We start from the raw sequence: 25,082 nt of genomic DNA, 5'->3' as shown, positions 1-25,082 counted from the left end.
CGCTATGCTGGCGCCCCCATGGCAGGCATCCACATCACCGACATCGAGGCGGCCATCAACTGGTGGCGCCACCGACAACCCTCGCCCGACGGCGTGACGCTGAGCGCGCCACTGCGGGCGCTCGCACAGGTCTACGCGCTGCTGGTCTACTACCACGAGACGCTGTGCGACGAGCACGGGATGCCCGCCGCGGCCCGGCAAGCCTGGCTCGACTGGTACGCCAGCACGCCGGATGCGCCCTGCATCGCCATCTGCTCGACCACCCAGGGCGACGCGGTCTGCAAGGGCTGCGGGCGCACCTTCGACGAAGTGCAGCACTGGCCGTCGATGACCCCGGCCGACAAGCGCCAGACCTGGCACCGCATCACCCGCGAGGGCACCGCCTGGCGCTTCAACCGCTATGCAGACCGGGTGCGCCCGGATGCGCCACCACCGCCCCTCGGGGCAAGGTGAGCACGAAGCAGCTCCCGCCGCCCTCGCGCGCCAGACACCGCACGCTGCCCCCATGGCGCTGGGCGATCTGGCGCACCAGCGACAGGCCCAGCCCGACCCCGCCCGCCCGCTCGGCATGACCCGGCAAGCGGAAGAAGGGTTCGAACACCTGCTCGCGGTAAGACTCCGGTACCCCAGGGCCGCGGTCGCAGATCTGCACCTCGACCTGCCCGGTGCCCACCCTGTGGACCGTCGCGTCCACCTCGTCGCCGCCGTAGCGGCGGGCGTTTTCCAGCAAGTTGCGCAAGGCCCGGCGCAGCAGCCGCTCCTCGGCCTCGACCACCACCGGCTCGCCCTCGGCAGACGCCCCGACACGGGCGGCCTCTTCCACCAGCAGCCCCAGCAGGTCCACGGACTCGGTGCGCCGCTCGCCTTGTCCCTGGGCGTCCAGCCGGCTCGCCAGCAGCACCTCCTCGACCAGCCCGTCGAGTTCGCGGATGTCGCACGCGATCTCCTGCCGCAGCGCGTCGCGCCGCTCGGCGGGGGTGTGCTCCATCATCTCCAGCGCCATCTTCAGCCGTGCCAGCGGCGAACGCAGCTCGTGGCTGGCATTGGCCAGCAGCGCACGGTTGGCACGCACAAGATCCTCGATGCGCTGCGCCGCCCGGTTGAAGCTGGTGGCCACGGCGGCCACCTCGTCCTGTCCGACCACCGCCACCCGGTGCCCGAGATCGCCCGCGCCGAACTGCTCGACGCCGCGCTCCAGCGCCTCCAGCCGCCGCGTGAGCCGGCGCACCACCGGGTAGCAGCCGATCGTCACCGCCGCGAACAGAACCCCCAGCAGCACGAGCAACCCCGACGCCTCGTCGATCCAGTGCCCCAGCAGTCCGTTCAGACCCTGGGACGGCGGGCCATGGCGATCGCGGTCACGGTCGTGGGGCAAGCGCCCCAAGGCCGGCAGCCGGTCATCGCCATGCGGGCCGCGGCTGCGCAACACCCACAGCGCCCGGCCATCGGCCAGCACCGTGCGCGCGGCGGCGTGTTCCTCGTCGCGCCGGTCCTCGCCGACCTTGCGGCTGTAGAAGGGCGACACGGCGAGGCGCTGCCCGTCTGCCGCGTCCAGTGCCATCGGGACGCGCAACCGGCGTGACCAGTCGAGCAGCGCCTCGCGCTGGACCTCGGGCGCCGCGCTGGCCGGGGGCAGGCTGTTCTGCAGCAAGGCCACCAGCGCCAGCGTGCGGTCGGACACGGCCACCTCGATGCGCCCGCTCTCGGCCTCGGTGTGCCGGTTCACCAGCAGCACCGCCACCAGCGCGAACACCAGCAGCGCCGCCACCACCGTCAGGTAGATGCTCAGGTAGAGGCTGTGCGCGCCTCCGCCCCGCCAGCGCGCCGTCACGCTGCGTCCGCGTCCTGCTTGCGGGCAAAGACATAGCCCGAGCCGCGCACCGTCAGGATGCGGCGGGGGCTTTTCGGGTCGTCCTCGATGGCGGCCCGGATGCGCGACATGTGGACATCGATGCTGCGGTCGAAGGCGTCGATCGGGTGGCCGCGCAGGGCGTCCATGATCTGGTCACGCGACAGCACGCGGCCAGGGCTTTGGGCCATGACGTGCAGGATGTCGAACTGGTAGCTCGTCAGGTCACAGGCGCGGCCATCGACCCGCACCTGCCGCGCATTCACATCGACTTCCAGCCGGCCGAACCGCAGCACGGCGTCATCGGCCTGTGGCGTGGCGCGGCGCAGCAGTGCCTTGATGCGCGCCAGCAACTCGCGTGGCTCGAAGGGCTTGGGCAGGTAGTCGTCGGCACCGAGTTCGAGTCCGATGACGCGGTCCATCGGCTCGCCGCGGGCGGTCAGCATCAGCAGCGGCAGACCGCGCAGACGCGGATCGGCGCGCAGCTCGCGGGTGAGGTCCAGGCCGTCCCCGTCGGGCAGCATCAGGTCGAGCACCAGCGCGTCGCAAGGCTCGCGCTGCAGCTTGAGCCGACCCTGCGCCAGATCGCCCGCCACGCTGACGGACAGGCCCGCCGCCTGCAGGTAATCCCGCACCATGCCGGTCAGGCGGGCGTCGTCGTCGATGAGCAGTATTCGGGCAGTCATGGCGAGCAGGCATCCGGTCAGAAGGGGTTCAGTATCTTCGACCCACCGCGTCAGGCCCGTGTGACGCGCCCGTAAAGAAGCTTCTCAGCCCTGCCCGTCGATGCCCAGGATGGACTCGACCCGCTCGATCAGCTCGAAGGGGCTGAAGGGCTTGACCAGATAGCCATCGGCGCCGGCTTGCTGCCCCGCCCCGATGTCACTGAGCTGCCCGCGGGCCGTCAGCATCACGACCAGCGTGCCGGCCAGGGCAGGGTTGGCCTTGATGCGCTCGCACACCTGGTAGCCGTTCAACTCACCGGGCATCATCACGTCCAGCAGCACCAGGTCCGGCCGCAACGCCGCCGCCTGTGCCAGCGCACCCACACCATCCACCGCCTCATGCACATCGAACTCGCCGAGCGCCAGCGTCATGCGGATCAGCTTGCGCAAATCGGGTTGGTCATCGACGAGGAGGATGCGGCGTGGTGGGGACATGCCGTCAGGCTACACCATCCACATGCAGACTGCGACCCAGGCGCGCCATCTCCGACTCGACCCAGGCGCGCACCGCAATGGCCGGCGCCGGCTGGTGGACCACACGCACGCGCTCCGGCAACCCACCACGTTCGGCGATCTGGTGCGGCGTCTGGGTGGTGATCGCCAGCACGCGGAGCTGGCTGTAGTCGCTCAGCGAGGACAGCGTCAGCAGCATGGCGTAGCCGTCGATGTCGGGCATCGCCAGGTCCGTGACCAGCAGCTCCGGCGCCTTGCGGCCGAGCTGCAGCAGGCCGGTGTAGCCGTTGTTGGCGCCGCGGATGGAGATCGCCGAGCCCAGCGGCTGCAGCACCTCTTGCCACAGGTGGAGCTGGTCCACGCTGGAGGCGATCAGCAGCAGGTCCAGCGGCGCATTGCCGGACGCGGCCATCGACAGCGAAGTCGGCGCCGCAGGACGCAGCCCGCTGCGGTGCGCGAGCGCCTCGACGGCGGACAGGCGGATGCGCCGATGGCCACCAGGTGTGCGCCCGGCGGGCAGGGTTCCCGCTTCGACCCAGAGCTGGACCGTGCGCAGCGACACGCCCAATCGCTGGGCGGCCTCGCGGGTGGTCAACAATGGATCCATCGGATCTTGAGCAAAATGGGGACGGGACATGGCAGGGGGTCCTCAAAAACACCTATCGGGCGAACCCGCCAACACGGAGTTGAGCAGATTCGCAGGTCTCCAGCACTTATTTCTTCTGTGACGTGCCAAGGTCATCGGCACGCCGCTTCCCCTGCTGTAGGACCGGACGTTGCAAAGTGTGACGTATTTCGCCACCCGATTACGAATTCCTCACATTCAGTGTGATGGTGATTCGCCACAGACCCCGCGAGCACGGGACCAGTCAGTACCGATGATCCCGCAATTTTGATCATGCGCAAAGTCCTTCCACCTGAAGCCTCCACCGACGACGACGATGAGACCACCGGGAACCTGCCCCCGTTGCCCGCCGGTACACGAAACTACATGACCCCGCAAGGCTGGCACACGCTGCGGGCAGAGCTGATGCATCTGCTGGACGAGGAGCGGCCGAAGGTGGTGGACACCGTGTCCTGGGCGGCCAAGAACGGCGACCGCTCGGAGAACGGCGACTACCTCTACGGCAAGAAGCGCCTGCGCGAGATCGACCGGCGCATCCGCTACCTGACGCGCCGGCTCGACATCGCCGAGGTGGCCGACCCGTCCGTCCACCACGGCAAGGACCAGATCTTCTTCGGCGCCACGGTCACGTATGCCGATGGCAACGGCGTGGAGCACACCATCACCATCAAGGGCATTGACGAGACCGACAACCTCAACGGCGAGGTGAGCTGGGTGGCGCCGGTCGCCCGTGCGCTGCTCAAGGCGCGCGAGGGCGATGAGGTGCAGTTGATGACGCCGGGCGGGCTGCAGCGGCTGGAGGTGATCGAGGTCTGCTACCCCGCACCTGCACGCACTTGATCAAGGCTTGACGCGCGCCACCCGCACCACCGACGGACAGCGCCGCACCACGCGCAGCACATCCGCCAGGTGCTGCCGGTCGCGCACGGCCAGCGTGAGCTTCAGCTCGGAGGTCTCGTCCGCGCGGGTCGGGTCCATGTCGATGTGGGCGATGTCGGCTTCGGCCTGGCTGACGGCCTGCGCCACCTCGGCCAGCACGCCCTTGCCGTTGTGGACCAGCACTCCTACCGCCGTGCGGAACGCCCGCGCCGGCTGCTCGGCCCACTCGACCCCCAGCCAACGCTCGGGGTCACGCTCGAAATGCCGTTTGCCCACCGAGCAGTCGCTGGTGTGGACCGTCAGCCCTTCGCCGCGACCGAGGTAGCCGACGATCTCGTCACCCGGGATCGGCTGGCAGCAGGTGGCGAGCTGGATCGTGGCGTTCTCGCTGCCGTCGATGACCACGGTGCCCTGCGTGGGGGCTTCCTGGTCAGTGGCGTAGCGGCCCATGCTGAGCGTGAGCGCATCCGGTCGGCGGCCCTGCTCGACCATCTTGCGCGCCATGCGCTTGGCCACGATGACGGCAATCTTGCGGCCCAGCCCGATGTCGGTGAGCAGCTCGCGCCGGTTGCGGTTGCCACTCCAGCGCACCAGCGATTGCCACAAGGCCGCGTCCAGCTCGTTCAGGCTGCTGTCATCGACACCAGGCAGTTGCAGCCCTTCGGTGCGCAGCGCCTGGGCCAGCAGCTTCAGGCCGAGGTCGTAGGACTCCTCGGCCTCCATGTTCTTCAGGTAGTGGCGGATCTTGGAGCGCGCCTTGCCGGTGCGGACGAAGTTGAGCCAGGCCGGATTGGGACGCGCGGACGGCGCGGTGATGATCTCGACCACGTCGCCCGAGTTCAGCTCGGTGCGCAGCGCCACGGGCTCACCGTTGACCCGCGCCGCCACGCAGTGGTCGCCCACACGCGAGTGGATCGCATAGGCGAAGTCCACCGGCGTGGCGCCGCGCGGCAGCGCCAGAATCTTGCTCTGCGGCGTGAAGACATAGATCGACTCCGGGAACAGGTCGATCTTGACGTGTTCGAGGAACTCGGCCGAATCGCGGGTCTCGCTCTGGATGTCCACGAGGGACTGCAGCCACAGCGTGCCGAGGTGCTTGGTGTCCGGGGGTTCGCTGCCACCGCCGGTCTTGTACATCCAGTGGGCCGCGATCCCCGCTTCGGCCACGGCGTGCATCGCCGCGGTGCGGATCTGGAACTCGACCGCCGTGCCGACCGGGCTGACCACCGTGGTGTGCAGCGACTGGTAGCCGTTGGCCTTGGGGATGGCGATGTAGTCCTTGAAGCGACCCGGCACCGGCTTGTACAACTGGTGCAGCACACCCAGCGCGAGATAACACTCCGGTAGCGTGCCCACGACCAGCCGGAAGCCGAACACGTCGCTCACCTGGGCAAAGCTCAGGTGCTTCTCGCGCATCTTGGTGTAGATCGAGTGGACGGTCTTCTCGCGGCCGTAGACCTGCGCCGGCACCTCGGCCTGCGTCAGCGAGATTTCGACCTCGTCGCGCACGCGATCGACCATGTCGCGGCGGTGGCCGCGTGCCTTGTCCACCGCACGCGACAGGGCCGCATGGCGCCAGGGCTGCAGATAGCTGAACGAGAGTTCCTGCAGCTCCCGGTAGCACTGGTTCAGGCCCAGCCGGTGCGCGATCGGGGCGTAGATCTCCAGCGTCTCGCGGGCGATGCGGCCACGCTTGTTCGCCGCCATCGCACCCATCGTCCGCATGTTGTGCATCCGGTCGGCGAGCTTGATCAGGATGACGCGCACGTCGCGCGCCATCGCCAGCAGCATCTTGCGGAAGGACTCGGCCTGCGACTCCTCGCGGGTCGAGAACTGCAGCTTGTCGAGCTTGGTCAGGCCATCGACGATCTCGGCGGTGGGCGTGCCGAACCGCTCGACGAGTTCGGCCTTGGTGACGCCGCAGTCCTCCATCGCGTCGTGCATCAACGCCGCCATGATGGCCTGGGCATCGAGCTTCCAGTCGGCGCAGAGTCCGGCGACCGCGATCGGGTGGGTGATGTACGGCTCGCCGCTGGCGCGGAACTGGCCGAGGTGGGCCTGGTCGGCGAAGCGGTAGGCCTCGCGCACGCGGCGGACATCGGCTTCGTCAAGGTAATCGAGCTTGGCGGTGAGTACCGCGAAGGATGCTGCGCTCGCGCCATGCGCCCCCGGCACCTGCTCGATCACTGGGCGGTGCGGCTTGCCGGGTTTGGCACGCGGCTTGCTCTTTACCGCTGTGTCCGCGGTGGTGGACGCCTCGGACAGGTCAGCGGGATCGCTGGGCTGCGTGTCCGGGAACGGCTCGGACTCGGTGGACTCGGGCTTGCCTTCGCGTCGCCAGGACGAGAAGAACATGCGGCGCAGGACATCGGCTGTGCGGGACACCATGGATTGACTCTAGCGCGTCTCGCAGCAGGCCGGGCACCGTGTGGTCGATGCCCGACAGCCTGCGGGTCAGAATCGACTCGACATCACCTCAGGTCGGCACCTTGCGCAGCATCTCGATGCCCACCACGCCGGCGGCGATTTCGCGCAGCGCGGTCACGCCGGGCTTGTTCTTCGTCTCGACCTTGGGGGCATGGCCCTGGCTCAGCATGCGGGCGCGGTAGGTGGCGGCGAGCACCAGTTGGAAGCGGTTGGGGATCTTCAGCAGACAGTCTTCGACAGTGATACGGGCCATGGTGGGAGCGTGCTTCCGCGGGTGAGGAGTCGGTCAAGACAGTTGAAGGGCGTCGAACACAGCCGGGCGGCTGAGGCGCTGGGTCGAATATTTTAACCGCTGCGCGTGGACGATGGTTTTCAAGTCGAACAGGGCGGTCTCGAACAGGGCATTGACGACGATGTAGTCGAAGTGTCGCGCCTGCGCAACCTCGTGCCGGGCGTTGACCATGCGTTGCGCGATGACTTCGGGCGTGTCCTCGCCGCGGCGGCACAGGCGGCGGTTCAGCTCTTCCCACGACGGCGGCAGGATGAAGATCAGCACGGCGCTCGGGAAGATGCGCTTGATCTGCAGCGCGCCCTGGAAGTCGATCTCCAGCACGACATCGTGCCCGTCGCGCAGGCGCTGCTCCATCGCGGCGCGCGAGGTGCCGTAGCGGTTGCCGTGGACCTCCGCCCACTCGAAGAAGTCGCCGTGGTCGATCATCTGGCCGAAGGCATCGGGCGTCACGAACCAGTACTCGCGGCCGTGTTCCTCCTGGCCCCGAGGCGCGCGGGTGGTGTGCGAGATCGACACCATCAGGCGGGTGTCGATCTCCAGCAGGGCCTTGACGAGGCTGGACTTGCCGGCGCCCGACGGAGCGGCGACGACGTAGAGATTGCCGGGATAATCGGCAGGCAAAGATGTGACAGATTGGGGCACGGCGGACTCGCAGGGCTGGCGCTCGGGAAGCGGCGGGCGTGCAATTGTCCCCGATGTCGGCAGACACAACGACAATACAGCCCGTGCGGCCCTGCCGCCGCAGACACACCGTTTCAGCAGAACCTCCGGAGATTCGTGAATGACGACCCAGCAGCCGACCATCATCTACACCCTCACCGATGAAGCCCCCGCGCTAGCCACCTGCGCCTTCCTGCCGATCATCCGCACCTTCACCAGCCCGGCGGGCATCCAGATCCAGACCGCGGACATCTCCGTGGCCGCCCGCGTGCTGGCCGAGTTTCCGGAATACCTGACCGACCGCCAGAAGGTGCCCAACACGCTGGCCGAGCTGGGCAAGAAGACGCTGGAGGCTGACGCCAACATCATCAAGCTGCCCAACATCAGCGCCTCGGTGGCGCAACTGGCGGCCTGCGTGCAGGAGCTGCAGGCCAAAGGCTACGGCATCCCCGACTACCCCGAGAACCCGACCACCGACGAGCAGAAGGCCATCAAGGCCCGCTACGGCAAGTGCCTCGGCTCGGCTGTGAACCCGGTGCTGCGCGAAGGCAACTCCGACCGCCGCGCCCCCAAGGCGGTCAAGGAATACGCCCGCAAGAACCCGCATTCGATGGGCGAGTGGAAGCAGTGGTCGCAGACCCATGTGTCGCACATGGAGCACGGCGATTTCTACCACGGTGAAAAGTCGCTGACGCTCGACAAGGCGCGCAACGTCAAGATGGAGCTGCTCACCGCGAGCGGCAAGACCGTCGTGCTGAAGCCGAAGCTGGCCCTGCTCGACGGCGAGATCATCGACTCGATGTTCATGAGCAAGCAGGCCCTGTGCGAGTTCTACGAGGCCCAGCTCGAAGATTGCCGCAAGTCCGGCATCCTGTTCTCGCTGCACGTCAAGGCGACGATGATGAAGGTCTCGCACCCCATCGTCTTCGGCCACTGCGTCCGGATCTACTACAAGGAAGCCTTCGAGAAGCACGGCGCGCTGTTCGACCAACTGGGCATCAATGTCAACAACGGCATGGTGAACCTGTACGACAAGATCAAGACGCTGCCGGAGTCCAAGCGCGACGAGATCATCCGTGACCTGCACGCCTGCCAGGAGCACCGCCCACGTCTGGCGATGGTCGATTCGGCCAAGGGCATCACCAACTTCCACTCGCCCAACGACATCATCGTGGACGCCTCGATGCCGGCGATGATGCGCCAGGGCGGCAAGATGTGGGGCGCCGACGGCAAGCAGTACGACAGCAAGTGCGTGATGCCGGAATCGACCTTTGCCCGCATCTACCAGGAGATGATCAACTTCTCCAAGTGGCACGGCAACTTCGACCCGCGCACGATGGGCACGGTGCCGAACGTCGGCCTGATGGCGCAGCAGGCCGAGGAATACGGCTCGCACGACAAGACCTTCGAGATCACGGAAGCCGGCGTGGCCAACATCACCGACCTGGACACCGGCGAAGTGCTGCTGAGCCAGAACGTCGAGGCCGGTGACATCTGGCGCATGTGCCAGGTCAAGGACGCGCCGATCCGCGACTGGGTCAAGCTGGCCGTCACCCGCGCCCGCAACTCGGGCATGCCGGCCGTGTTCTGGCTGGATCCGTACCGCCCGCACGAGAACGCGCTGATCCAGAAGGTCAACGCCTATCTCAAGGACCACGACACCACGGGTCTGGAAATCCGCATCATGAGCCAGGTGCGCGCGATGCGTTTCACGCTGGAACGCGTGGCCCGCGGTCTGGACACCATCAGCGTCACCGGCAACATCCTGCGCGACTACCTGACCGACCTGTTCCCGATCATGGAGCTGGGCACCTCGGCCAAGATGCTGTCGATCGTGCCGCTGATGAACGGCGGCGGCATGTACGAGACCGGTGCGGGAGGTTCGGCGCCGAAGCACGTGCAGCAACTGGTGCAGGAAAACCACCTGCGCTGGGACTCGCTGGGCGAGTTCCTGGCGCTGGCGGTGTCGCTGGAAGACCTGGGGCTGAAGGAAGGCAACGTGCAAGCGGCGCTGCTGTCGAAGACGCTGGACGCGGCCACCGGCAAGCTGCTGGACAACAACAAGTCGCCCAGCCCCAAGACCGGCCAGCTCGACAACCGCGGCAGCCAGTTCTACCTGGCGATGTACTGGGCGCAGGAACTGGCCGCCCAGACCGAGGACGCCGCCCTGGCCGCCCACTTCGGCACGCTCGCCCAGGCACTGAGCGACAACGAAGCCAAGATCGTGGCCGAGTTCAGCGCCGTGCAGGGGCAGCCGGCTGATATCGGCGGCTACTACCTCGCCGACGCGGAGAAGACCAAGGCCATCATGCGTCCGAGCGCCACGTTCAACGCCACGCTGACCGCTGCGCGGGCTTGACGCCCAGCCCGCAGGGGCAACAAAAAGGCCACCCTCGGGTGGCCTTTTTCATTCAACGGTGCGACGCTTCAACGTTTATTCGATGTTCTGCACCTGCTCGCGCATCTGCTCGATCGCGACCTTCATCTCCACCGAAATCTGCGTCAGCTCCAGCGCAGCGGACTTCGAGCCGAGCGTGTTCGCCTCGCGGTGCAGTTCCTGGATCAGGAAGTCGAGCCGCTTGCCCAGCTCGCCGCCCTTGCGCAGCAGCCGGGTGATCTCGTCGAGGTGGGCGCCCAGACGGCCCAGCTCTTCCGCCACGTCGATGCGGATCGCGAACGCCGCCGCTTCCGACATCGCCCGCTCGGCCAGCGATTGTGCGGACACGCTCTGGTTGGCGCCGGCCGTGGCGAGGGCTTCGTGCCAGCGTTCCAGAAAACGCTGCTGCTGGCGCGCCACGACCTGCGGCAGCAACGGCGCCGCCTGGGCCGCCAAGCCGCGCAGGTGCTCGACCCGCTCCATCAGGATCGCCACCAGCCGCTCGCCTTCGCGGGCGCGGGCCTCCCCCAGCCGCTCGATGCACACCCGCGCCGCGGCCAGTGCAGGTTCGTCGAGCACCACCACCGGCGCCGTGCTGCGGCACCACTGCAGCACCTCATGCACCGACATCAACTGCGCGTCCCGCAGTTGCGACCGCACGGCCACCTGCAGCGCCGCCAGCCGGGCGAGCTGCTCGGGGTGCGGCAGCTCCGCCGCCGCGTCGGGCGCGCGGTCCGGGTTCAGGCGCAGCTCGATCTTGCCGCGCTTGAAGGCCCGGGTGAGCAGCTCGCGCAGCGCCGGCTCCAGCGACCGGAATTCGTCGGGCAGGCGCAGCGCCAGATCCAGGAAGCGGCTGTTCACGGAGCGCAGTTCCACCGTGACCGATCCTGCGGATCCCGCTGGTGCGGCAGTGTTCTCGGTGTGTTCCCCGGCCTCGGGCAGCGCGCTGGAGGAGGCGCTGGCATAACCGGTCATGCTGTAAACTGACATCGCGGATTTCGCCCAATCAAAATACGATTATGTCAAAGCAAAAACCCGCCCCGCTGCCGCCCGGCACTGTGGTGGGGGGCTACCAGATCATCCGCAAGCTGGCAGCGGGCGGATTCGGGGTCGTCTACCTCGCCGAGGACGCCGAGCGCCGGCTGGTGGCACTCAAGGAATACCTCCCCTCTTCGCTGGCCGAACGCTCCGCGGGCGAGCTGATTCCGCGCGTCAAGCCCGAGAAGCAGCCGCTCTACCGCCTCGGCCTGAAGAGCTTCTTCGAGGAAGGCCGCTCGCTCGCGCAGATCAGCCACCAGAGCGTCGTCTCGGTGCTGAACTTCTTCCGCGAGAACGAGACGGTCTACATGGTGATGAACTACCTGCAGGGCGACACGCTGCAGGACTTCATCGTCACCGCCCGCGACCTCAAGCGCGACAAGGTGTTCCGCGAATCCACCATCCGCAGCCTGTTCGACGAGATCCTGCGCGGCCTGCGCATCGTCCACCAGCACAAGATGCTGCACCTGGACATCAAGCCGGCCAACATCTTCATCACCAACGAGAACAAGGCGGTGATGCTCGACTTCGGCGCCGCCCGTGAAGTGCTGTCGAAGGAAGGCAACTTCATCCGGCCGATGTACACCCCCGGTTTCGCCGCGCCCGAGATGTACCGCCGCGACGGCTCGCTGGGGCCGTGGACCGACATCTACGCCATCGGCGCGTGCATCTACGCCTGCATGCAAGGCTACCCGCCCAACGACGCCCCCCAGCGCATCGAGAAAGACCGCCTGAGTCTGTCGCTGTCGCGTCTGCGCAATGTCTACTCGGACAACCTCATCGAGGTGACGGAGTGGTGCATGTCGCTGGATCCGCTCGCACGCCCGCAAAGCGTGTTCGCGCTGCAAAAAGAACTTTCCAGGGAAACCGAACGCCGCTACACCAAGCTCAGTTTCAGTGAACGCCTGAAGCTGCAGCTTGAAAACATCAAGTCCGGCGCCAAGGCGTGAGCCTGGCCGCCGCACCCGCTTCTTCCCTGGAACCCTTGTCCATGCGCTTTTCCGTCTACCAGATCAGCCGCCGCGGCGGGCGCGAGAAGAACGAAGACCGCATGGGGTACTGCTACACCCGTGACTCCGGTCTGTTCGCGCTCGCCGACGGCATGGGCGGCCACCCGGAAGGGGAAGTGGCGTCGCAGATGTCGCTCCAGACCATGGCCGGCATGTTCCAGCGCGACGCCAAGCCGGTCATCCGCGAGCCGCGCCGCTTCCTGACCGAATCCATCCTCGCCGGTCACCACGCGCTCATCCGCTACGCCACCGAGCGCGCCCTGCTCGACACCCCGCGCACGACCGTCGTCGCCTGCATCCTGCAGGGCCGCGACGCCTACTGGGCGCACTGCGGCGACTCGCGGCTCTACCTCGTGCGCGGCGGCCGGCTGCAGGCCCGCACCCGCGACCACTCGTATTCCGAGCTGCAGGAGTCGCTCAACGGCGTCGTGCCGCTGGGCGACAAGGTCAACCGCAACGTGCTGTTCACCTGCCTGGGCAGTCCGGGCAAGCCCGTGATCGACCTGGTCGGTCCCGTGACGCTGCAGCCGGGCGACAAGCTGCTGCTGTGCTCGGACGGGCTGTGGGGCGCGGTGGACGACGACACCATCACCCGCACCCTCGCCACCGGGGCGATCACCGAAGCTGCGCCCGATCTGGTGGAACGCGCCCTGCGCATCGCCGGCGAGAAGAGCGACAACGTGACCGTGATCGCCGTCGAGTGGGAGTCCGCCGAGGACGACGAGACCCTCACCGGCATCGAGACCGACGCGCTCGGCGACGACGTGTTCGCGTCCACCATCCAGGCGGGAGCCGGTGTCGGCAACCCGGACGACCTGCTCGACGAAGCCGAGATCGAACGCTCGATCCGCGAGATCAACGAAGCCATCAAGCGCAGCGCCCAGAAGCGCAGCTAACAAAACACAGAACGCAGAACACGGAACCCCATGACCACCTCCCGCCCGAACGACCGTGCCTCCGACGCCCTGCGCCCCGTCCAGATCACCCGCGGCTACACCAAGCACGCCGAAGGCTCGGTGCTGATCGCCTTCGGGGACACCAAGGTGCTGTGTACCGCGTCGGTCGAAGCGCGCGTGCCGCCGCACAAGAAAGGCTCGGGCGAAGGCTGGGTCACGGCCGAATACGGCATGCTCCCCCGCGCCACCCACACCCGCAGCGCCCGCGAAGCCGCCAAGGGCAAGCAGACCGGCCGCACGCAGGAGATCCAGCGCCTCATCGGCCGCTCGCTGCGCAGCGTGTTCGACCTGAAGAAGCTGGGCGAGCGCACGATCACGATCGACTGCGACGTGCTGCAGGCCGATGGTGGCACCCGCACCGCCGCCATCACCGGCGCGTTCGTCGCCGCCCAGGACGCCGTGGCGATGCTGCTGGCACAAGGACTGATCACCGAGACGCCGATCCGCGACCACGTCGCCGCCATCTCGGTGGGGCTGCTGGATGGCGCGGCGCTGCTGGACCTGGAGTACGTCGAGGACTCGGCCTGCGACACCGACATGAACGTCGTGATGACCGGCTCCGGCGGCTTTGTCGAAGTGCAGGGCACAGCCGAGGGCACGCCGTTCAGCCGCGCCGAGATGGACACGCTGATCGGCCTGGCGGACAAGGGCATCCGCGAACTGGTCGCCCTGCAGCGGCAGGCGCTGGCCGCACCGATCGGTGGTTGAGGCCATGGCCGAGCTGCGTCACCGTCTGGTGCTGGCGTCCAACAACGCCAAGAAGCTGAAGGAGCTGGGCGCGCTGCTGGCGCCGGTGTCGGTCGAGCTGGTCACGCAAGGTGCGCTCGGCATCCCGGAGGCCGAAGAGCCGCACCACACCTTCATCGAGAACGCGCTCGCCAAGGCCCGCCACGCGGCAGCGGCCAGCGGCTTGCCGGCGATCTCGGACGACTCCGGCCTGTGCGTGGACGCGCTGGGCGGGGCGCCGGGCGTGCAGTCGGCCGTGTATGCCGAGGTCGCATTCCCTGACGGGATCGACCGCGAAGCCCGGCGCGCGCTGCAGGACGAGGCCAACAACCGCAAGCTGCTCGCCGCACTGGCCACCGCCGCAGGGAACGGCGTCGCCACCCGCCGCGCCCGCTTCGTCTGCGCGCTGGTGGCCGTGCGGTCGGCGGAGGATCCCGAGCCGCTGATCGCCTTCGGGCGCTGGGAGGGCGAGATCCTGGCCGAGCGCCGCGGCACGGGTGGCTTCGGCTACGACCCGCTGATGTTCGTCCCGGCCCAGGGACTGACTGCCGCCGAGATGCCCAGCGCGGTCAAGAACGCCCGGAGCCACCGCGCCCTGGCCTGTGCGCAGATGTTGACCCTGATGCGCGAGGTCTGGCAGCTTGGCTGAGTTCATCCCGATCCAGCCGGCCCAGGCCACCGCGGACACCTCGGCGGCCGCGAACGGCGCTGACGTGGTGTCGCGCTACCTGCGGTCCGGCACGCTGCAACTCGGCGCACCGCCGCCGCTGGGGCTGTACATCCACCTGCCCTGGTGCCTGCGCAAGTGCCCGTACTGCGACTTCAACTCGCACGAGGCGGCCAGCGGTGGGCACCCGGAAGCCGCTTACCTTGATGCGCTGCGGGCGGACCTCGAAGCCGCGCTGCCGCTGGTCTGGGGCCGCAGCGTGCAGTCCATCTTCATCGGTGGTGGCACGCCCAGCCTGTTCTCGCCCGAAGGCATCGAGCGGCTGCTGAGCGACGTGCGGGCGCTGATGCCACTGGCGCCGGGCTGCGAGGTGACGCTGGAGGCCAATCCCGGCACCTTCGAGCGCGAACGTTTCCGCGCCTTCCGCCATGTCGGGGTGACGCGGCTGTCGATCGGCGTGCAGAGCTTCGATGACGAGAAGCTCCGGGCGCTGGGCCGTGTCCACAACCGCGGGCAGGCGCTCGCCGCGGCCGAGGAAGCGGCGCAGGCGTTCGACACCTTCAACCTCGACCTGATGTACGCCCTGCCCGGCCAGACGCTCGCCGAGGCCGCCGAGGATCTGCGCACCGCCCTGGCGCTGCAGCCGCCGCACCTGTCGGTCTACCACCTGACGATCGAGCCGAACACGCTGTTCGCCGTGCATCCGCCCGTCGTGCCGGACGACGATCTGGCCAGCGACATGCTGGACCAGATCGTGGCGATGACCGGCGCGCAGGGCCTGTCGCGCTACGAGGTCTCGGCCTTCGCGCGCCCCGGCCACCGCTGCACGCACAACCTGAACTACTGGCAGTTCGGCGATTACCTGGGCATCGGTGCAGGCGCGCACACCAAGCTGAGCTTCCCGCACCGGGTCGTGCGGCAGGTGCGCTGGCGCGAGCCGGCGATGTACATGGCCAAGGCGCTGGCAGGACAGGCGGTGTCCAACGACGAGGAGGTGGGCCGCAAGGCGCTGCCTTTCGAGTTCATGCTGAACGCGCTGCGGCTGAAGGACGGGTTCGACCTGGGCCTGTTCCGCGACCGCACCGGGCTGCCGCTGTCGAGCATCGAGGCCGCCTTGCAGCAGGCGGAGCAGCGCGGCTTGCTGCAGCGCGACTGGGAACGCGCCGCCCCGACCGCCCGCGGCTTCGATTTCCTCAGCGATCTGCAAGGGCTGTTTCTGGCCTGACGTGGCGTGCCATGCCCAGGCGGGGGCCGAGCAGGGCCATCACCCGTGGCCCGATGGCGTCGAGCGGCAGCACCTCCTGACACGCCCCGGCCCGGATCGCCTCGCGCGGCATGCCGAACACCGCGCTGCTCGCCTCGTCCTGCGCCAGGTTGTAGGCGCCGGCCTCGCGCAGTGCCCGCATGGCCTGCGCACCGTCGTGGCCCATGCCCGTCAGCATCACGCCGATGGCCCGTCCGCCCGCGACCCGGGCCACGGAGCGGAACAAGCCATCGACGCTGGGGCAGTGTTGCTGGACAGACTCGCCCGACGACACCCGCGCCACGAACCCGCCGCCGGGGGCGGGTGCGATCGAGAGATGCTGCGCGGCCGGTGCGACGTAGGCATGGCCCCGCTGCAGCAACTCGCCCTCGCGGGCCTCGCTGACCACCAGCGGACCCAATGCGTTCAGGCGCGCGGCATAGCGGGCCGAGAACCCGGTGGGCAGGTGCTGCACGATCAGCACAGGCGGCACCTCGGGCGACAACCGGGCCAGCACACGCGGTGTCGCCTCGGTGCCGCCGGTCGAGGCACCGATGGCGATGAGGCCGACCTCCAGCCCCGGCTGGCCGCGCCGCAGCCGGGCCACTTCGCGCAAGCGCGCCACCAGCGCCCGCTCGAACACCGCAACCGCACCGTGGACACCCGCCCGCGGCTTGTCGATGAAGGCCGTGGCCCCCAGCGCCGCCGCCCGCAGCACCACCGCCTGGTGTTGCTCGGTCGGCGAGGCCACCATGACCACCGGTGTCGGCCGTAGCCGCATGAGCTGTGCCAGAAACTGCAATCCGTCCATGCCTGGCATGGCCATGTCCAGCGTGACCACGTCCGGCACCAGTCCGCAGACCAGTTCGCGCGCCTGCAGCGCATCGGCCGCCGTGCCGACGCAGACCATGTCCGGCTGGCGGGCCACGATGGCGCAGAGCAGGCTGCGCGCCACCGCCGAATCATCGACCACCAGCACCCGCAGCGGCATCCCCGCCATCACGCCACCCCCGCCGTCGGCGGCAGCCGGCGCACCATCACGCGGCCCGTCTGCGGAAAGAAACACACCTTGCGCGGGCTGTGGCCGAGCACGTCCTGGGAGACAAGCGGGATGGCGTGTGTGCGCAGGTAGTCGAGCACGAACTGCGTGTTGCGCTCCCCGACATGGAGCGAACCCGGACCCTGGATCAGGGCAGCACCACCGAACACCTTGGCCTCCAGCGTCTTGCGGCTGGCGCCTTTCTGCACCAGCGTGCGGACCAGCCGCTCCATGGCCTCGACACCGTAGCGGCCAGCCTCCGCAAGCGCACCCGCCTCCCCCGGCAGCATGAAGTGGTTCATCCCGCCCAACCGGGCCTGCCGGTCCCACAGGCAGGCGGCGATGCACGAACCCAGCGTGGTGGTGATGACGATGTCCTCGCCATGCACGAAGAATTCGCCCGGCATGACGCGCACCGCGTCGGCGTCGAACAGCACCTCACGGTAAAAGAATTTCGCCTGCCCCTCGACCCGTGGCAACGCCCGCAGCCGCTCCAGGCGGCCAGGCACCACTTGCGCCGACACAGCAGCATCAGCGACGCCGGGAGCGCAAGGGGAGTCGGGGCGAACCACAGCGGGACGGAGCATCAAGAGGTCAAGGACAAGGCGCAGTGCAAAGCCCGACCACTGTGCGGGTCACACCGCCCGGCCGCCGCAGGAGAAGCCCGCCAAACACCCGCCATCTTCCCTTCAAGTCAGGGGGGTCATGCCGTAGACTGCAAATAGTGCCCTTTGTGGGGTCTTTTTCCGTTTTCAGAACTCCACGCCACGGCGTGTCCACACCGTCCATGGCCCAGACGCCCATGCCCTTCTCTCCAGCACCGGTCGCCACGGTGGTCACGGTCGGCGGCCACCCGCTGCAGGTCGGGCAGGCGCTGCAGCTCCTGGAGCGGGCCGGCCAGGGGGGTGCCATGGCGCAGCTCGATCCCGGCTCGCCTGCGTGGCTGCAAGCCCTCCTCGACGGCCTGTGTACCCTGTCCAGCCGCGACCCGCTGACGGGGTTGTTCAACCGCCGGCAGTTCGAGGCCAGCCTGGACAGCGAGATCGACCGCGTCGCCCGCACGGGAGAGTCCGCGCTGCTGCTGCTGCTCGACATCGACCACTTCAAGCGCGTCAACGACACCTATGGCCACGCCGCGGGCGATCTCGTCATCCGCCGCATCGGGCAGGCGCTGCAGGACTGCGTGCGCCCGATGGACACGGTGGCGCGGCTGGGAGGAGAGGAGTTCGGCGCCGTGTTGCCCAACTGCCCGGCCAGCTTCGGCCAGAACGTGGCCGACCGGGTGCGCCATGCAATCGAGTCCACCGTCGTGGTGGCCGCACCGGGCCAGCACATCACCGTCACCGTCAGCGTCGGCGGGGCCTTCGCGCCGCAGTGGGTGCGCTCGTCGTCGCACCTGTGGATGGAGCGGGCCGACCAGCAGCTCTACCGGGCCAAGGCCGCCGGCCGCAACCGCACCCGGCTCGAATCCCCGCCGCGCTCGAACGTGGGACATGCCGAGCGCGACATGCTGTTCACCGCCGTGTCGGCCTTCATGCCCGATCCCCTGGATTCGACCTCATGAATCCCAGTCCCAGTCTCAGTCCAGTGCCCGCCGAACGCCCGGCCGGCGCCCGCCTGCTGGCCATCACCAGCGGCAAGGGCGGGGTCGGCAAGACGCTGCTGAGCGCGAACCTCGCCGCCGCCCTGGCGCGCCAGGGCGAGCGCGTGCTCGTCATCGACGCCGACCTCGGGCTGGCCAACCTCGACGTGGTGCTCAACCTGCAGCCACGCACCACGCTGCACGAGGTCTTCACCGGCGAGGCCACGCTGGAGGAGGCGGTGGTGGACGCGCCCGGCGGGTTCCAGGTGCTGCTGGCCGGCTCGGGGCTGATCGAATACTCGCGGCTGACTCCACCCGTGCGCGAACAGCTTGCGCAGTTGATCGACACGGTGCGCCCGCGCTATGACCGGGTGCTGATCGACACGGGCGCCGGGCTGTCGGACATCGTGCTCTACGCCGTCTCGCTGGCCGACGAGGTGCTGGTCATCGCCACGCCCGAGCCAACCGCCCTGGCCGATGCCTACGCCACGGTCAAGGTGCTGGCGCTGCAGCAGGGGCGCACCCGGCCGATGCTGGTGGTCAACCAGACCCAGCGCCGCGGCGAGGGCCAGCATGTCGCCGTGCAGTTCCAGTTGGTGCTGGACCGCTTCGTGCGGCGCCCCGATGGCGAGACCGTCACCCTGCAGCCGCTCGGGGACATTCCGCTCGATCCCACCGTGCGCCAGGCAGTGCAGAAGCGGCAGTTGCTGGTGTTGACCTATCCGGGTTCGGACGCGGCCCGCGCCATCGACGACATCGCCACCCGGCTGCGGAACATGGCTGGGCTACAGTCCGGGCGATGAATCCCGAGACCCCTGCCCCACCCGCGACCCCTGCCACGCCCTACGAATGGGTGGGCGGTGACGCCCGTGTCCGCGCCCTCGTCGATCGTTTCTACGACCTGATGGACCTGGAACCCGGCTACCGGGAACTCCGCGCCGCCCACGGCACCACCCTCGACGAGGCCCGCGACAAGCTCTACTGGTTCCTCAGCGGCTGGCTGGGCGGGCCGCAGCACTACACCGAGCGGTTCGGCCACCCGCGGCTGCGGATGCGGCACATGCCGTTCTCGATCGGGGTGCAGGAGCGGGACCAGTGGGTCGCCTGCATGCACCAGGCGATGACCGAGGTGCAGCTCGACCCGGTGCTGATCGAGCGGCTGACCACCAGCTTCTTCGGGACGGCGGACTGGATGCGCAACCGCTGACCTGCGGCGCCCGCCGCGTCAGCGCAGCCGACCGTCCGGCCGCCGCGCCGACGCCAGCAGCACGATCAGCGCCCCGGCACCGCCATCCGGCCCCCGCGCCTGCGTGAAGGCGAGCACCTCCTGGCGCTGCACCAGCCAGGTGCGTACCTTGCCCTTGAGCACCGGCTGCCGGCCGGGCGAACCCAAGCCCTTGCCATGCACCACGCGCACGCAGCGCCAGCCGCGCTTGCCCGCATCGCTCAGGAACAGCGCCAATGCCTCGCGCGCCGCATCGCGGTTCAGGCCGTGCAGGTCGATCTGGCCCTGCAGCGACCAGCGGCCCAGGCGCAGGTGTTTCAGCACATCGTCCCCGATGCCGGACTGGCGATACGAAAGCTGGTCGTCGGTCTCCATCAGCGAAGCGGCGTCGAAGTCGTCCGACAGCGACACGCGCAGCACCTCGGCCTCGTCGAGCACCCGCTGGAACGGCTCGGGCAAGGGGCGCGGGCGGGCGATGTCGGCGAGGTTGGTCGGGCGCAGCGGCGTCACGTCGCCGACGGTCCAGGCGAACAGCTCGCGCTCGCGCCGCCGCGCCGCCTCGATCGCCGCACGGCGCGCCGCATCTTCCTCCGCGCGCTGGCGCTGGTCCCGCAAGGCGCGGTGGATGGCGGCCAGCTCCGACAGCGAATGCGCCTTCACAGCAAGCCCCGCTCCGCGAACGACACCACCGGCCCGCGCCCGATGACCATGTGGTCGAGCACGCGCACATCGACCATCGCCAGCGCCGACTTCAGGCTCTGCGTCAGGAACTCGTCGGCGCGCGACGGCTCGGCCACGCCGGACGGGTGGTTGTGCGCCAGGATCACGGCCGCCGCGTTCAGCGCCAGCGCCCGCTTGAGGACTTCCCGCGGGTAGACGCTGGTCTGCGTCAGCGTGCCGCGGAACATCGGCTCGTAGCAGATCAGCCGGTGCTGGGCGTCGAGGAAGAGCACGGCGAAGACCTCGTGCCCCAGCTCGCCGAGTTGCAGCTTCAGGTAGTCGCGCACCGACTGCGGCGAGTCGAACACCGGCCGCTGCGTCAGCTCCATCGACAGCGCCCGGCGCGCCAGCTCCAGCACCGCCTGCAACTCGGCCCGTTTGGCGGGGCCGATGCCCTTCACCGCCTTGAGTGCGTCCCCCTCGGCACGCAGCAACCCCCCGAGGCCACCGAACTTCGCCAGCACCTGCGCAGCCATCTGCAGCACGCCCGTGCCCTGGATGCCCGTGCGCAGCAGCAGCGCCAGCAGCTCGGCATCCGCCAGCGCGGCCGGGCCTTGGGCCAGCAGCTTTTCGCGGGGACGCATCGCAACAGGGAGGTCTTTCATCGGGGGCACCTAAAATCGGGGTTCAGTCTACCCAGAACTGGCCGCGGCCCGACCCCGCATCCCCCATTTCTGCCGGCCTCTCCCCCATCGCCGCCGTCCACGCCTTCCGCGCCTTTTGTCCAATTTTTTTCACTTTCTACCAGGATCACCGCCGTGCCACAGGTCCAACCGGGTTCATTCCTGACGCTGCATTACCGCCTCGCCGGCCCAGATGGCGGCGACATCGTCAACACGTTCAACGACAAGCCGGCCACGCTCTCGCTCGGTGCGGGCGAACTCGCGCCGGCCATCGAATCGCGCCTGCTGGGTCTGGAAGAAGGCACGCGCACGACCATCACGCTCGAACCCGGCGAAGCCTTCGGCCCGCGCAGCCCGGACATGGTGCAGAAACTCAAGCTCGCCATCCTGCGCGAGATGGGTGACCCGCACGAGCAGTACAGCGTCGGCGACGTGGTGCAGTTCCCGACGCCGGACGGGCGCGGCTCGTTCGCCGGCGTGCTGCGCGAACTCGGCCCGGCCGACGCGGACTGGGCCGTGTTCGACTTCAACCACCCGTTGGCGGGACAGCCGCTGACGTTCGAAGTACATCTGATCGGAGTGCTGTGATGACCCCCAACACCGACACCGCGATTCGCCAGGAATCCCTGCAAGGCCACGTCGAAGAGGTCGTGCTGGCCCAGCCGCGCGGCTTCTGCGCCGGGGTGGACCGTGCCATCGAGATCGTCGAGCGGGCGCTGGCCCGGTTCGGCGCGCCGATCTACGTGCGCCACGAGATCGTCCACAACACCTACGTCGTCAACGACCTGAAGGCCAAGGGCGCGATCTTCATCGAGGAACTCGCCGACGTGCCGCCCGGCGCGACGCTGGTGTTCAGCGCCCACGGGGTGAGCCAGGCGGTGCGGGCCGAGGCGCGGGCGCGGGGGTTCGAGGTGTTCGACGCGACCTGCCCGCTCGTCACCAAGGTGCATGTGGAAGTCGCCAAGCTGCGCCGCGAGGGCTTTGATTTCATCATGATCGGCCACAAGGGCCACCCGGAAGTCGAAGGCACGATGGGCCAGCTCACCGAGGGCATCCACCTCGTCGAGGACGTGGCCGATGTCGCAGGCGTGCAGGTGCCCGATGAAAGCCGCATCGCCGTCGTCACGCAGACCACGCTGAGCGTGGACGACGCCGCCGAGATCCTGCGGGCCGTGAAACAGCGTTTTCCACAGGTGCGCGAGCCGAAGAAACAGGACATCTGCTACGCGACGCAGAACCGCCAGGACGCCGTCAAGGTGCTCTCCGGCGAAGTGGACATCGTCATCGTCGTCGGCAGCCCGACCAGCTCGAACAGCAACCGCCTGCGCGAAGTGGCGCAGCGGCTGGGCACGGCGTCGTACATGGTGGACAGCGCCGACGAGATCGAGGCCGCGTGGTTCGAAGGCCGTCCGCGCGTGGGCCTGACCGCCGGTGCCTCTGCGCCCGAGCTGCTGGTCGATGCGGTCATCGCCCGGCTGAAGGCGCTGGGGGCGGTGAGCGTGCGCAAGATGCCGGGCGTCGAGGAGCACATCGAATTCCCGCTGCCCAAAGGACTGGGCGACAAGGCGATGGCCGAAGCCGGTGTCACTGCCGCGCCGCGCCCCCACTGAACACTGCAACACGAGACTTCCCATGCTGGACATCACCCTGCTGCGCCGAGACCTCGATGGCGTCCTCGCCCGCCTGGCCACGCGCAAGAACCCGCAAGCCTTTCTTGATGCCGACGCCTTCCGGGCGCTGGAGACCGAGCGCAAGACCCTGCAGATCCGCACCGAAGAGCTGCAGTCGCGCCGCAATCAGCTCAGCAAGCAGATCGGCGGCCTGAAAGCCAAGGGCCAGGACACCACCGCCGTGATGGCCGAGGTGGGTGGCATCGGCGACGAGATGAAGGCCGGCGGCGAGCGGCTCGCGCAGATCCAGGCGGCGCTGGACACGATGCTGCTGCACGTTCCCAACCTGCCTGCCGCCGACGTGCCGGTCGGCACGGACGAACACGCCAACGTCGAGGTCCGCCGCTGGGGCACGCCGCGCACGTTCGACTTCCCGGTGAAGGACCATGTGGATCTGGGCGCACCGCTGGGGCTGGATTTCGAGACGGGCGCCAAGCTCTCGGGTTCGCGCTTCACGTTCATGAAAGGGGCCGCCGCCCGGCTGCACCGCGCCTTGGCGCAGTTCATGCTCGATGTCCAGACCACCGAACACGGCTACACCGAGTGCTACACGCCCTACCTCGTGCAGGCCAAGGCGCTGCAGGGCACCGGCCAGTTGCCCAAGTTCGAGCAGGACTTGTTCCACGTCACCTCGGGCGATGGCGACGCGGCGGGCAGCAAGTGGTACCTGATCCCGACCTCGGAGGTCACGCTGACCAACTCGGTGGCCGACACGGTGCTGCCGATCGACCAGCTCCCGATCAAGCTCACGGCACACAGCCCGTGTTTCCGCTCGGAAGCCGGCTCGGCCGGACGCGACACCCGCGGCCTGATCCGCCAGCACCAGTTCGACAAGGTCGAGATGGTGCAGATCGTGCATCCCGAGCACAGCGAAGGCGCGCTCGGCGAGATGGTCGGCCATGCGGAGGCGATCCTGCAGAAGCTGGGGCTGCCGTACCGCGTGCTGCTGCTGTCCACGGGCGACATGGGGTTCGGCGCGGCCAAGACCTATGACCTCGAAGTCTGGGTGCCAGCGCAGGCCGCATTCCGCGAGATCAGCTCGTGCTCGAACTGCGAAGCGTTCCAGGCGCGGCGGATGCAGACGCGCTTCAAGAACGCGCAGGGCAAGAACGAGTTCGTCCACACGCTGAACGGCTCGGGGCTGGCGGTGGGGCGCACGCTGGTGGCGGTGCTGGAGAACGGCCAGAACGCCGATGGCAGCATCACGGTGCCGGAAGTGCTGCGGCCGTACATGGGTGGCATCGAAGTGTTGCGACCCACTTGCTGACCTTGTGAAAAGACCGCTATAATCGCGGTCTTGCATCCAGGAAGGGTGGCAGAGTGGTCGATTGTACCTGACTCGAAATCAGGCGTACGGAAACGTACCGAGGGTTCGAATCCCTCCTCTTCCGCCAGATCTAACCCCAAGCGATTGATTCGCTTGGGGTTTTTTCTTGGGTGTTATCCCATGAAGTCCGTACCGTCTTGCCGCTGCGCGCCACGTAGCAGATCACGTACACTGACTGTGCGCCCCGTGGTTGGCTGGTCTGTCTGAAGTGCTTCGGCACTGGAGTAGGACGGGAAGATCCCCAGCGGGGCGTTTTCTATTTCTGCGGAGGACAGTGCGTGCAGGCGCTTCGGTTCACCGGGCACTCTGTACGCCTTCACGGTCAGCTTGACGCGGTACAAGACGCCTGCGACAGAAACCGGTGCATACAGTCTCAGCACTGCCTCGACATCTGGATTTCTGTGGGCTTCGTCCGCGTGAATCTCGGCAACGACCGCATGGCAGACCAATGCTTCCAGCCCGGCAATGGCTTGGGAATCGACTGTCGTCAGATCAGCGTTGTCGCCCATCTTCCGGCGGCTTTTCTTGTTGATGGACAGCGTCCAGCCGGTATCCGGATGGAACAGGCCTGGCCCCTGTTGCAACGCTCTCAGCGCAGCATCTGCCGCCATCGCCAGCGCCTTGCGCGGCAGACAGACACCGAACTCCTCCCCTGACAACACCACGACCGGAACGGGTTTCAACGCAAAAAGCCCAGGGCGTTGCCCGAAGTGGTCTGGGTTCTGGGGTAAATGCATCTGAGCATTCGATCACGTTCACCAAAAGTGAACAATTCACGCCATCCCCTAAGATCCCTGCGCTTTTCGATCGCGTCCAGCCAGACCAGAACACCCAGGGATTCCATTTGACATCCTCCCCGCCCTAAAGGACGGGGATTCCTCCTGCGAGACGCGCATGTCCGCGCGCGGCGATGTTCCTGGCTGCATTCACGTCGCGGTGGTGTTCCGCGCCGCAATCGCAGCATGTCCA

At 68.2% G+C, this 25,082-nt stretch carries 28 protein-coding genes and 1 tRNA gene; 15 read left to right on the top strand and 14 right to left on the bottom strand.

Annotated elements, in window-relative coordinates; all coding sequences use genetic code 11:
• Nucleotides 1-18: 18 nt before the first annotated feature.
• Entirely contained in the window at nt 19-453 is a 435-nt protein-coding gene (locus QZW52_RS04510) for a DUF3717 domain-containing protein (RefSeq protein WP_293995762.1), read from the top strand.
• Here the strand turns inward: QZW52_RS04510 and QZW52_RS04505 are convergent.
• From QZW52_RS04505 to QZW52_RS04490, 4 genes are all read right to left on the bottom strand, one after another.
• Nucleotides 392-1,831, bottom strand: coding sequence for a sensor histidine kinase (locus QZW52_RS04505; RefSeq protein WP_293995760.1), 1,440 nt, complete (start codon nt 1,829-1,831; stop codon nt 392-394). The genes QZW52_RS04510 and QZW52_RS04505 overlap by 62 nt on opposite strands.
• Nucleotides 1,828-2,535, bottom strand: a complete 708-nt coding sequence (locus QZW52_RS04500; RefSeq protein WP_293995758.1) for a response regulator — start codon at nt 2,533-2,535, stop codon at nt 1,828-1,830. Before QZW52_RS04500 ends, QZW52_RS04505 begins: the two co-directional genes overlap by 4 nt.
• Before the next feature lie 84 nt (nt 2,536-2,619).
• Complete coding sequence (locus QZW52_RS04495) at nt 2,620-3,009, bottom strand: response regulator transcription factor (protein ID WP_293995756.1); 390 nt, start codon at nt 3,007-3,009, stop codon at nt 2,620-2,622.
• Between the two features lie 4 nt (nt 3,010-3,013).
• On the bottom strand, nt 3,014-3,622 hold the full coding sequence (locus QZW52_RS04490; protein WP_293995754.1) for an excisionase family DNA-binding protein: 609 nt from the start codon (nt 3,620-3,622) through the stop codon (nt 3,014-3,016).
• A gap of 303 nt (nt 3,623-3,925) precedes the next feature.
• Between QZW52_RS04490 and greB the strand changes: the two genes are divergently transcribed.
• Nucleotides 3,926-4,492, top strand: coding sequence for a transcription elongation factor GreB (gene greB, locus QZW52_RS04485; RefSeq protein WP_293995752.1), 567 nt, complete (start codon nt 3,926-3,928; stop codon nt 4,490-4,492).
• Here greB and QZW52_RS04480 read toward each other — a convergent pair whose 3' ends face one another.
• From QZW52_RS04480 to gmk, 3 genes are all read right to left on the bottom strand, one after another.
• Nucleotides 4,493-6,919 (bottom strand): RelA/SpoT family protein, encoded by a 2,427-nt coding sequence (locus QZW52_RS04480; RefSeq protein WP_293995750.1) that lies wholly within the window; start codon nt 6,917-6,919, stop codon nt 4,493-4,495.
• Between the two features lie 88 nt (nt 6,920-7,007).
• Nucleotides 7,008-7,211, bottom strand: a complete 204-nt coding sequence (gene rpoZ / locus QZW52_RS04475; RefSeq protein WP_293995748.1) for a DNA-directed RNA polymerase subunit omega — start codon at nt 7,209-7,211, stop codon at nt 7,008-7,010.
• A gap of 33 nt (nt 7,212-7,244) precedes the next feature.
• Nucleotides 7,245-7,871 carry a guanylate kinase gene (gene gmk / locus QZW52_RS04470; protein ID WP_293995746.1) on the bottom strand — a complete coding sequence of 209 codons (627 nt, stop codon included), beginning with the start codon at nt 7,869-7,871 and terminating at the stop codon, nt 7,245-7,247.
• A 160-nt stretch (nt 7,872-8,031) separates the two neighbouring features.
• Here gmk and QZW52_RS04465 point away from each other — a divergent pair, with 160 nt between their 5' ends.
• Nucleotides 8,032-10,269 carry an NADP-dependent isocitrate dehydrogenase gene (locus tag QZW52_RS04465; protein ID WP_293995744.1) on the top strand — a complete coding sequence of 746 codons (2,238 nt, stop codon included), beginning with the start codon at nt 8,032-8,034 and terminating at the stop codon, nt 10,267-10,269.
• 75 nt (nt 10,270-10,344) lie between these two features.
• Here the strand turns inward: QZW52_RS04465 and QZW52_RS04460 are convergent, their stop codons facing one another.
• Nucleotides 10,345-11,262, bottom strand: coding sequence for a YicC/YloC family endoribonuclease (locus QZW52_RS04460; protein WP_293995742.1), 918 nt, complete (start codon nt 11,260-11,262; stop codon nt 10,345-10,347).
• A 44-nt stretch (nt 11,263-11,306) separates the two neighbouring features.
• Here QZW52_RS04460 and QZW52_RS04455 point away from each other — a divergent pair, with 44 nt between their 5' ends.
• Genes QZW52_RS04455 through hemW form a run of 5 tightly spaced genes read left to right on the top strand, consistent with a single transcriptional unit; the run spans nt 11,307 to nt 15,909 of the window.
• Nucleotides 11,307-12,275 (top strand): serine/threonine protein kinase, encoded by a 969-nt coding sequence (locus QZW52_RS04455; RefSeq protein ID WP_293995740.1) that lies wholly within the window; start codon nt 11,307-11,309, stop codon nt 12,273-12,275.
• Between the two features lie 41 nt (nt 12,276-12,316).
• Nucleotides 12,317-13,231, top strand: a complete 915-nt coding sequence (locus QZW52_RS04450) for a PP2C family protein-serine/threonine phosphatase (RefSeq protein WP_293995738.1) — start codon at nt 12,317-12,319, stop codon at nt 13,229-13,231.
• A gap of 30 nt (nt 13,232-13,261) precedes the next feature.
• A complete protein-coding gene (gene rph, locus QZW52_RS04445) occupies nt 13,262-13,999 on the top strand; it encodes a ribonuclease PH (protein WP_293995736.1) in 738 nt (245 codons plus the stop codon).
• A gap of 4 nt (nt 14,000-14,003) precedes the next feature.
• Entirely contained in the window at nt 14,004-14,666 is a 663-nt protein-coding gene (gene rdgB, locus QZW52_RS04440) for an RdgB/HAM1 family non-canonical purine NTP pyrophosphatase (protein WP_293995734.1), read from the top strand.
• On the top strand, nt 14,659-15,909 hold the full coding sequence (gene hemW / locus QZW52_RS04435) for a radical SAM family heme chaperone HemW (protein WP_434738270.1): 1,251 nt from the start codon (nt 14,659-14,661) through the stop codon (nt 15,907-15,909). Before rdgB ends, hemW begins: the two co-directional genes overlap by 8 nt.
• Here the strand turns inward: hemW and QZW52_RS04430 are convergent.
• Nucleotides 15,878-16,993, bottom strand: a complete 1,116-nt coding sequence (locus QZW52_RS04430) for a chemotaxis protein CheB (protein WP_293995732.1) — start codon at nt 16,991-16,993, stop codon at nt 15,878-15,880. The two genes, hemW and QZW52_RS04430, sit on opposite strands and share 32 nt — an antisense overlap.
• Complete coding sequence (gene cheD, locus QZW52_RS04425; RefSeq protein WP_293995730.1) at nt 16,927-17,475, bottom strand: chemoreceptor glutamine deamidase CheD; 549 nt, start codon at nt 17,473-17,475, stop codon at nt 16,927-16,929. Before cheD ends, QZW52_RS04430 begins: the two co-directional genes overlap by 67 nt.
• Before the next feature lie 278 nt (nt 17,476-17,753).
• On the opposite strand from cheD, the gene QZW52_RS04420 reads away from it, so the two are divergent.
• From QZW52_RS04420 to QZW52_RS04410, 3 genes are read left to right on the top strand one after another with little or no spacing between them, the layout of a single operon-like run.
• Nucleotides 17,754-18,530 (top strand): GGDEF domain-containing protein, encoded by a 777-nt coding sequence (locus QZW52_RS04420; RefSeq protein ID WP_293995728.1) that lies wholly within the window; start codon nt 17,754-17,756, stop codon nt 18,528-18,530.
• Nucleotides 18,527-19,351, top strand: coding sequence for a MinD/ParA family protein (locus QZW52_RS04415; RefSeq protein ID WP_293995726.1), 825 nt, complete (start codon nt 18,527-18,529; stop codon nt 19,349-19,351). The genes QZW52_RS04420 and QZW52_RS04415 overlap by 4 nt, the downstream gene beginning before the upstream one ends.
• Nucleotides 19,348-19,755 (top strand): group II truncated hemoglobin, encoded by a 408-nt coding sequence (locus QZW52_RS04410; protein ID WP_293995724.1) that lies wholly within the window; start codon nt 19,348-19,350, stop codon nt 19,753-19,755. Before QZW52_RS04415 ends, QZW52_RS04410 begins: the two co-directional genes overlap by 4 nt.
• Nucleotides 19,756-19,773: 18 nt before the next feature.
• On the opposite strand, the gene QZW52_RS04405 is transcribed toward QZW52_RS04410, so the two are convergent.
• Nucleotides 19,774-20,433 carry a Smr/MutS family protein gene (locus QZW52_RS04405; RefSeq protein ID WP_293995722.1) on the bottom strand — a complete coding sequence of 220 codons (660 nt, stop codon included), beginning with the start codon at nt 20,431-20,433 and terminating at the stop codon, nt 19,774-19,776.
• A complete protein-coding gene (gene radC / locus QZW52_RS04400; RefSeq protein WP_293995720.1) occupies nt 20,430-21,098 on the bottom strand; it encodes a RadC family protein in 669 nt (222 codons plus the stop codon). Before radC ends, QZW52_RS04405 begins: the two co-directional genes overlap by 4 nt.
• 153 nt (nt 21,099-21,251) lie before the next feature.
• Here radC and QZW52_RS04395 point away from each other — a divergent pair, with 153 nt between their 5' ends.
• The 4 genes from QZW52_RS04395 (at nt 21,252) to QZW52_RS04380 (ending at nt 24,180) form a co-directional block, all read left to right on the top strand.
• On the top strand, nt 21,252-21,704 hold the full coding sequence (locus tag QZW52_RS04395; RefSeq protein ID WP_293995719.1) for an FKBP-type peptidyl-prolyl cis-trans isomerase: 453 nt from the start codon (nt 21,252-21,254) through the stop codon (nt 21,702-21,704).
• Complete coding sequence (ispH, locus tag QZW52_RS04390) at nt 21,704-22,726, top strand: 4-hydroxy-3-methylbut-2-enyl diphosphate reductase (RefSeq protein ID WP_293995717.1); 1,023 nt, start codon at nt 21,704-21,706, stop codon at nt 22,724-22,726. The genes QZW52_RS04395 and ispH overlap by 1 nt, the downstream gene beginning before the upstream one ends.
• A gap of 22 nt (nt 22,727-22,748) precedes the next feature.
• Nucleotides 22,749-24,053: a serine--tRNA ligase gene (serS, locus tag QZW52_RS04385; protein ID WP_293995715.1), complete on the top strand. Its 1,305-nt coding sequence runs from the start codon at nt 22,749-22,751 to the stop codon at nt 24,051-24,053.
• A 39-nt stretch (nt 24,054-24,092) separates the two neighbouring features.
• Nucleotides 24,093-24,180: transfer RNA gene (locus tag QZW52_RS04380), tRNA-Ser, on the top strand.
• A gap of 46 nt (nt 24,181-24,226) precedes the next feature.
• On the opposite strand, the gene QZW52_RS04375 is transcribed toward QZW52_RS04380, so the two are convergent.
• Together QZW52_RS04375 and QZW52_RS04370 are read right to left on the bottom strand one after the other, a co-directional pair.
• Nucleotides 24,227-24,850 carry an LPD3 domain-containing protein gene (locus QZW52_RS04375; RefSeq protein ID WP_293995713.1) on the bottom strand — a complete coding sequence of 208 codons (624 nt, stop codon included), beginning with the start codon at nt 24,848-24,850 and terminating at the stop codon, nt 24,227-24,229.
• 124 nt (nt 24,851-24,974) lie between these two features.
• The coding region (locus QZW52_RS04370) for a zinc ribbon domain-containing protein (protein ID WP_293995802.1) at nt 24,975-25,082 on the bottom strand (108 nt) is incomplete at its 5' end.

The sequence above is a fragment of the Sphaerotilus sp. genome (genome assembly GCF_013299175.1).
Classification (GTDB): Bacteria; Pseudomonadota; Gammaproteobacteria; order Burkholderiales; family Burkholderiaceae_C; genus Sphaerotilus.
Note: the sequence above shows the minus strand (reverse complement) of the source record. Positions and strands in the feature narration are given on the sequence as shown.

Excerpts from the sequence above, each read along its gene's own strand:
- greB (WP_293995752.1), top strand. The coding sequence starts at position 3,926 with ATGCGCAAAGTCCTTCCACCTGAAGCCTCCACCGACGACGACGATGAG.
- radC (WP_293995720.1), bottom strand. The coding sequence starts at position 21,098 with ATGAAAGACCTCCCTGTTGCGATGCGTCCCCGCGAAAAGCTGCTGGCC.
- QZW52_RS04455 (WP_293995740.1), top strand. The coding sequence starts at position 11,307 with ATGTCAAAGCAAAAACCCGCCCCGCTGCCGCCCGGCACTGTGGTGGGG.
- QZW52_RS04415 (WP_293995726.1), top strand. The coding sequence starts at position 18,527 with ATGAATCCCAGTCCCAGTCTCAGTCCAGTGCCCGCCGAACGCCCGGCC.
- QZW52_RS04480 (WP_293995750.1), bottom strand. The coding sequence starts at position 6,919 with ATGGTGTCCCGCACAGCCGATGTCCTGCGCCGCATGTTCTTCTCGTCC.
- rdgB (WP_293995734.1), top strand. The coding sequence starts at position 14,004 with ATGGCCGAGCTGCGTCACCGTCTGGTGCTGGCGTCCAACAACGCCAAG.
- serS (WP_293995715.1), top strand. The coding sequence starts at position 22,749 with ATGCTGGACATCACCCTGCTGCGCCGAGACCTCGATGGCGTCCTCGCC.
- QZW52_RS04460 (WP_293995742.1), bottom strand. The coding sequence starts at position 11,262 with ATGACCGGTTATGCCAGCGCCTCCTCCAGCGCGCTGCCCGAGGCCGGG.
- QZW52_RS04500 (WP_293995758.1), bottom strand. The coding sequence starts at position 2,535 with ATGACTGCCCGAATACTGCTCATCGACGACGACGCCCGCCTGACCGGC.
- QZW52_RS04410 (WP_293995724.1), top strand. The coding sequence starts at position 19,348 with ATGAATCCCGAGACCCCTGCCCCACCCGCGACCCCTGCCACGCCCTAC.
- QZW52_RS04465 (WP_293995744.1), top strand. The coding sequence starts at position 8,032 with ATGACGACCCAGCAGCCGACCATCATCTACACCCTCACCGATGAAGCC.
- QZW52_RS04510 (WP_293995762.1), top strand. The coding sequence starts at position 19 with ATGGCAGGCATCCACATCACCGACATCGAGGCGGCCATCAACTGGTGG.
- QZW52_RS04420 (WP_293995728.1), top strand. The coding sequence starts at position 17,754 with ATGGCCCAGACGCCCATGCCCTTCTCTCCAGCACCGGTCGCCACGGTG.
- rph (WP_293995736.1), top strand. The coding sequence starts at position 13,262 with ATGACCACCTCCCGCCCGAACGACCGTGCCTCCGACGCCCTGCGCCCC.
- rpoZ (WP_293995748.1), bottom strand. The coding sequence starts at position 7,211 with ATGGCCCGTATCACTGTCGAAGACTGTCTGCTGAAGATCCCCAACCGC.
- QZW52_RS04375 (WP_293995713.1), bottom strand. The coding sequence starts at position 24,850 with ATGCATTTACCCCAGAACCCAGACCACTTCGGGCAACGCCCTGGGCTT.
- QZW52_RS04495 (WP_293995756.1), bottom strand. The coding sequence starts at position 3,009 with ATGTCCCCACCACGCCGCATCCTCCTCGTCGATGACCAACCCGATTTG.
- QZW52_RS04450 (WP_293995738.1), top strand. The coding sequence starts at position 12,317 with ATGCGCTTTTCCGTCTACCAGATCAGCCGCCGCGGCGGGCGCGAGAAG.
- ispH (WP_293995717.1), top strand. The coding sequence starts at position 21,704 with ATGACCCCCAACACCGACACCGCGATTCGCCAGGAATCCCTGCAAGGC.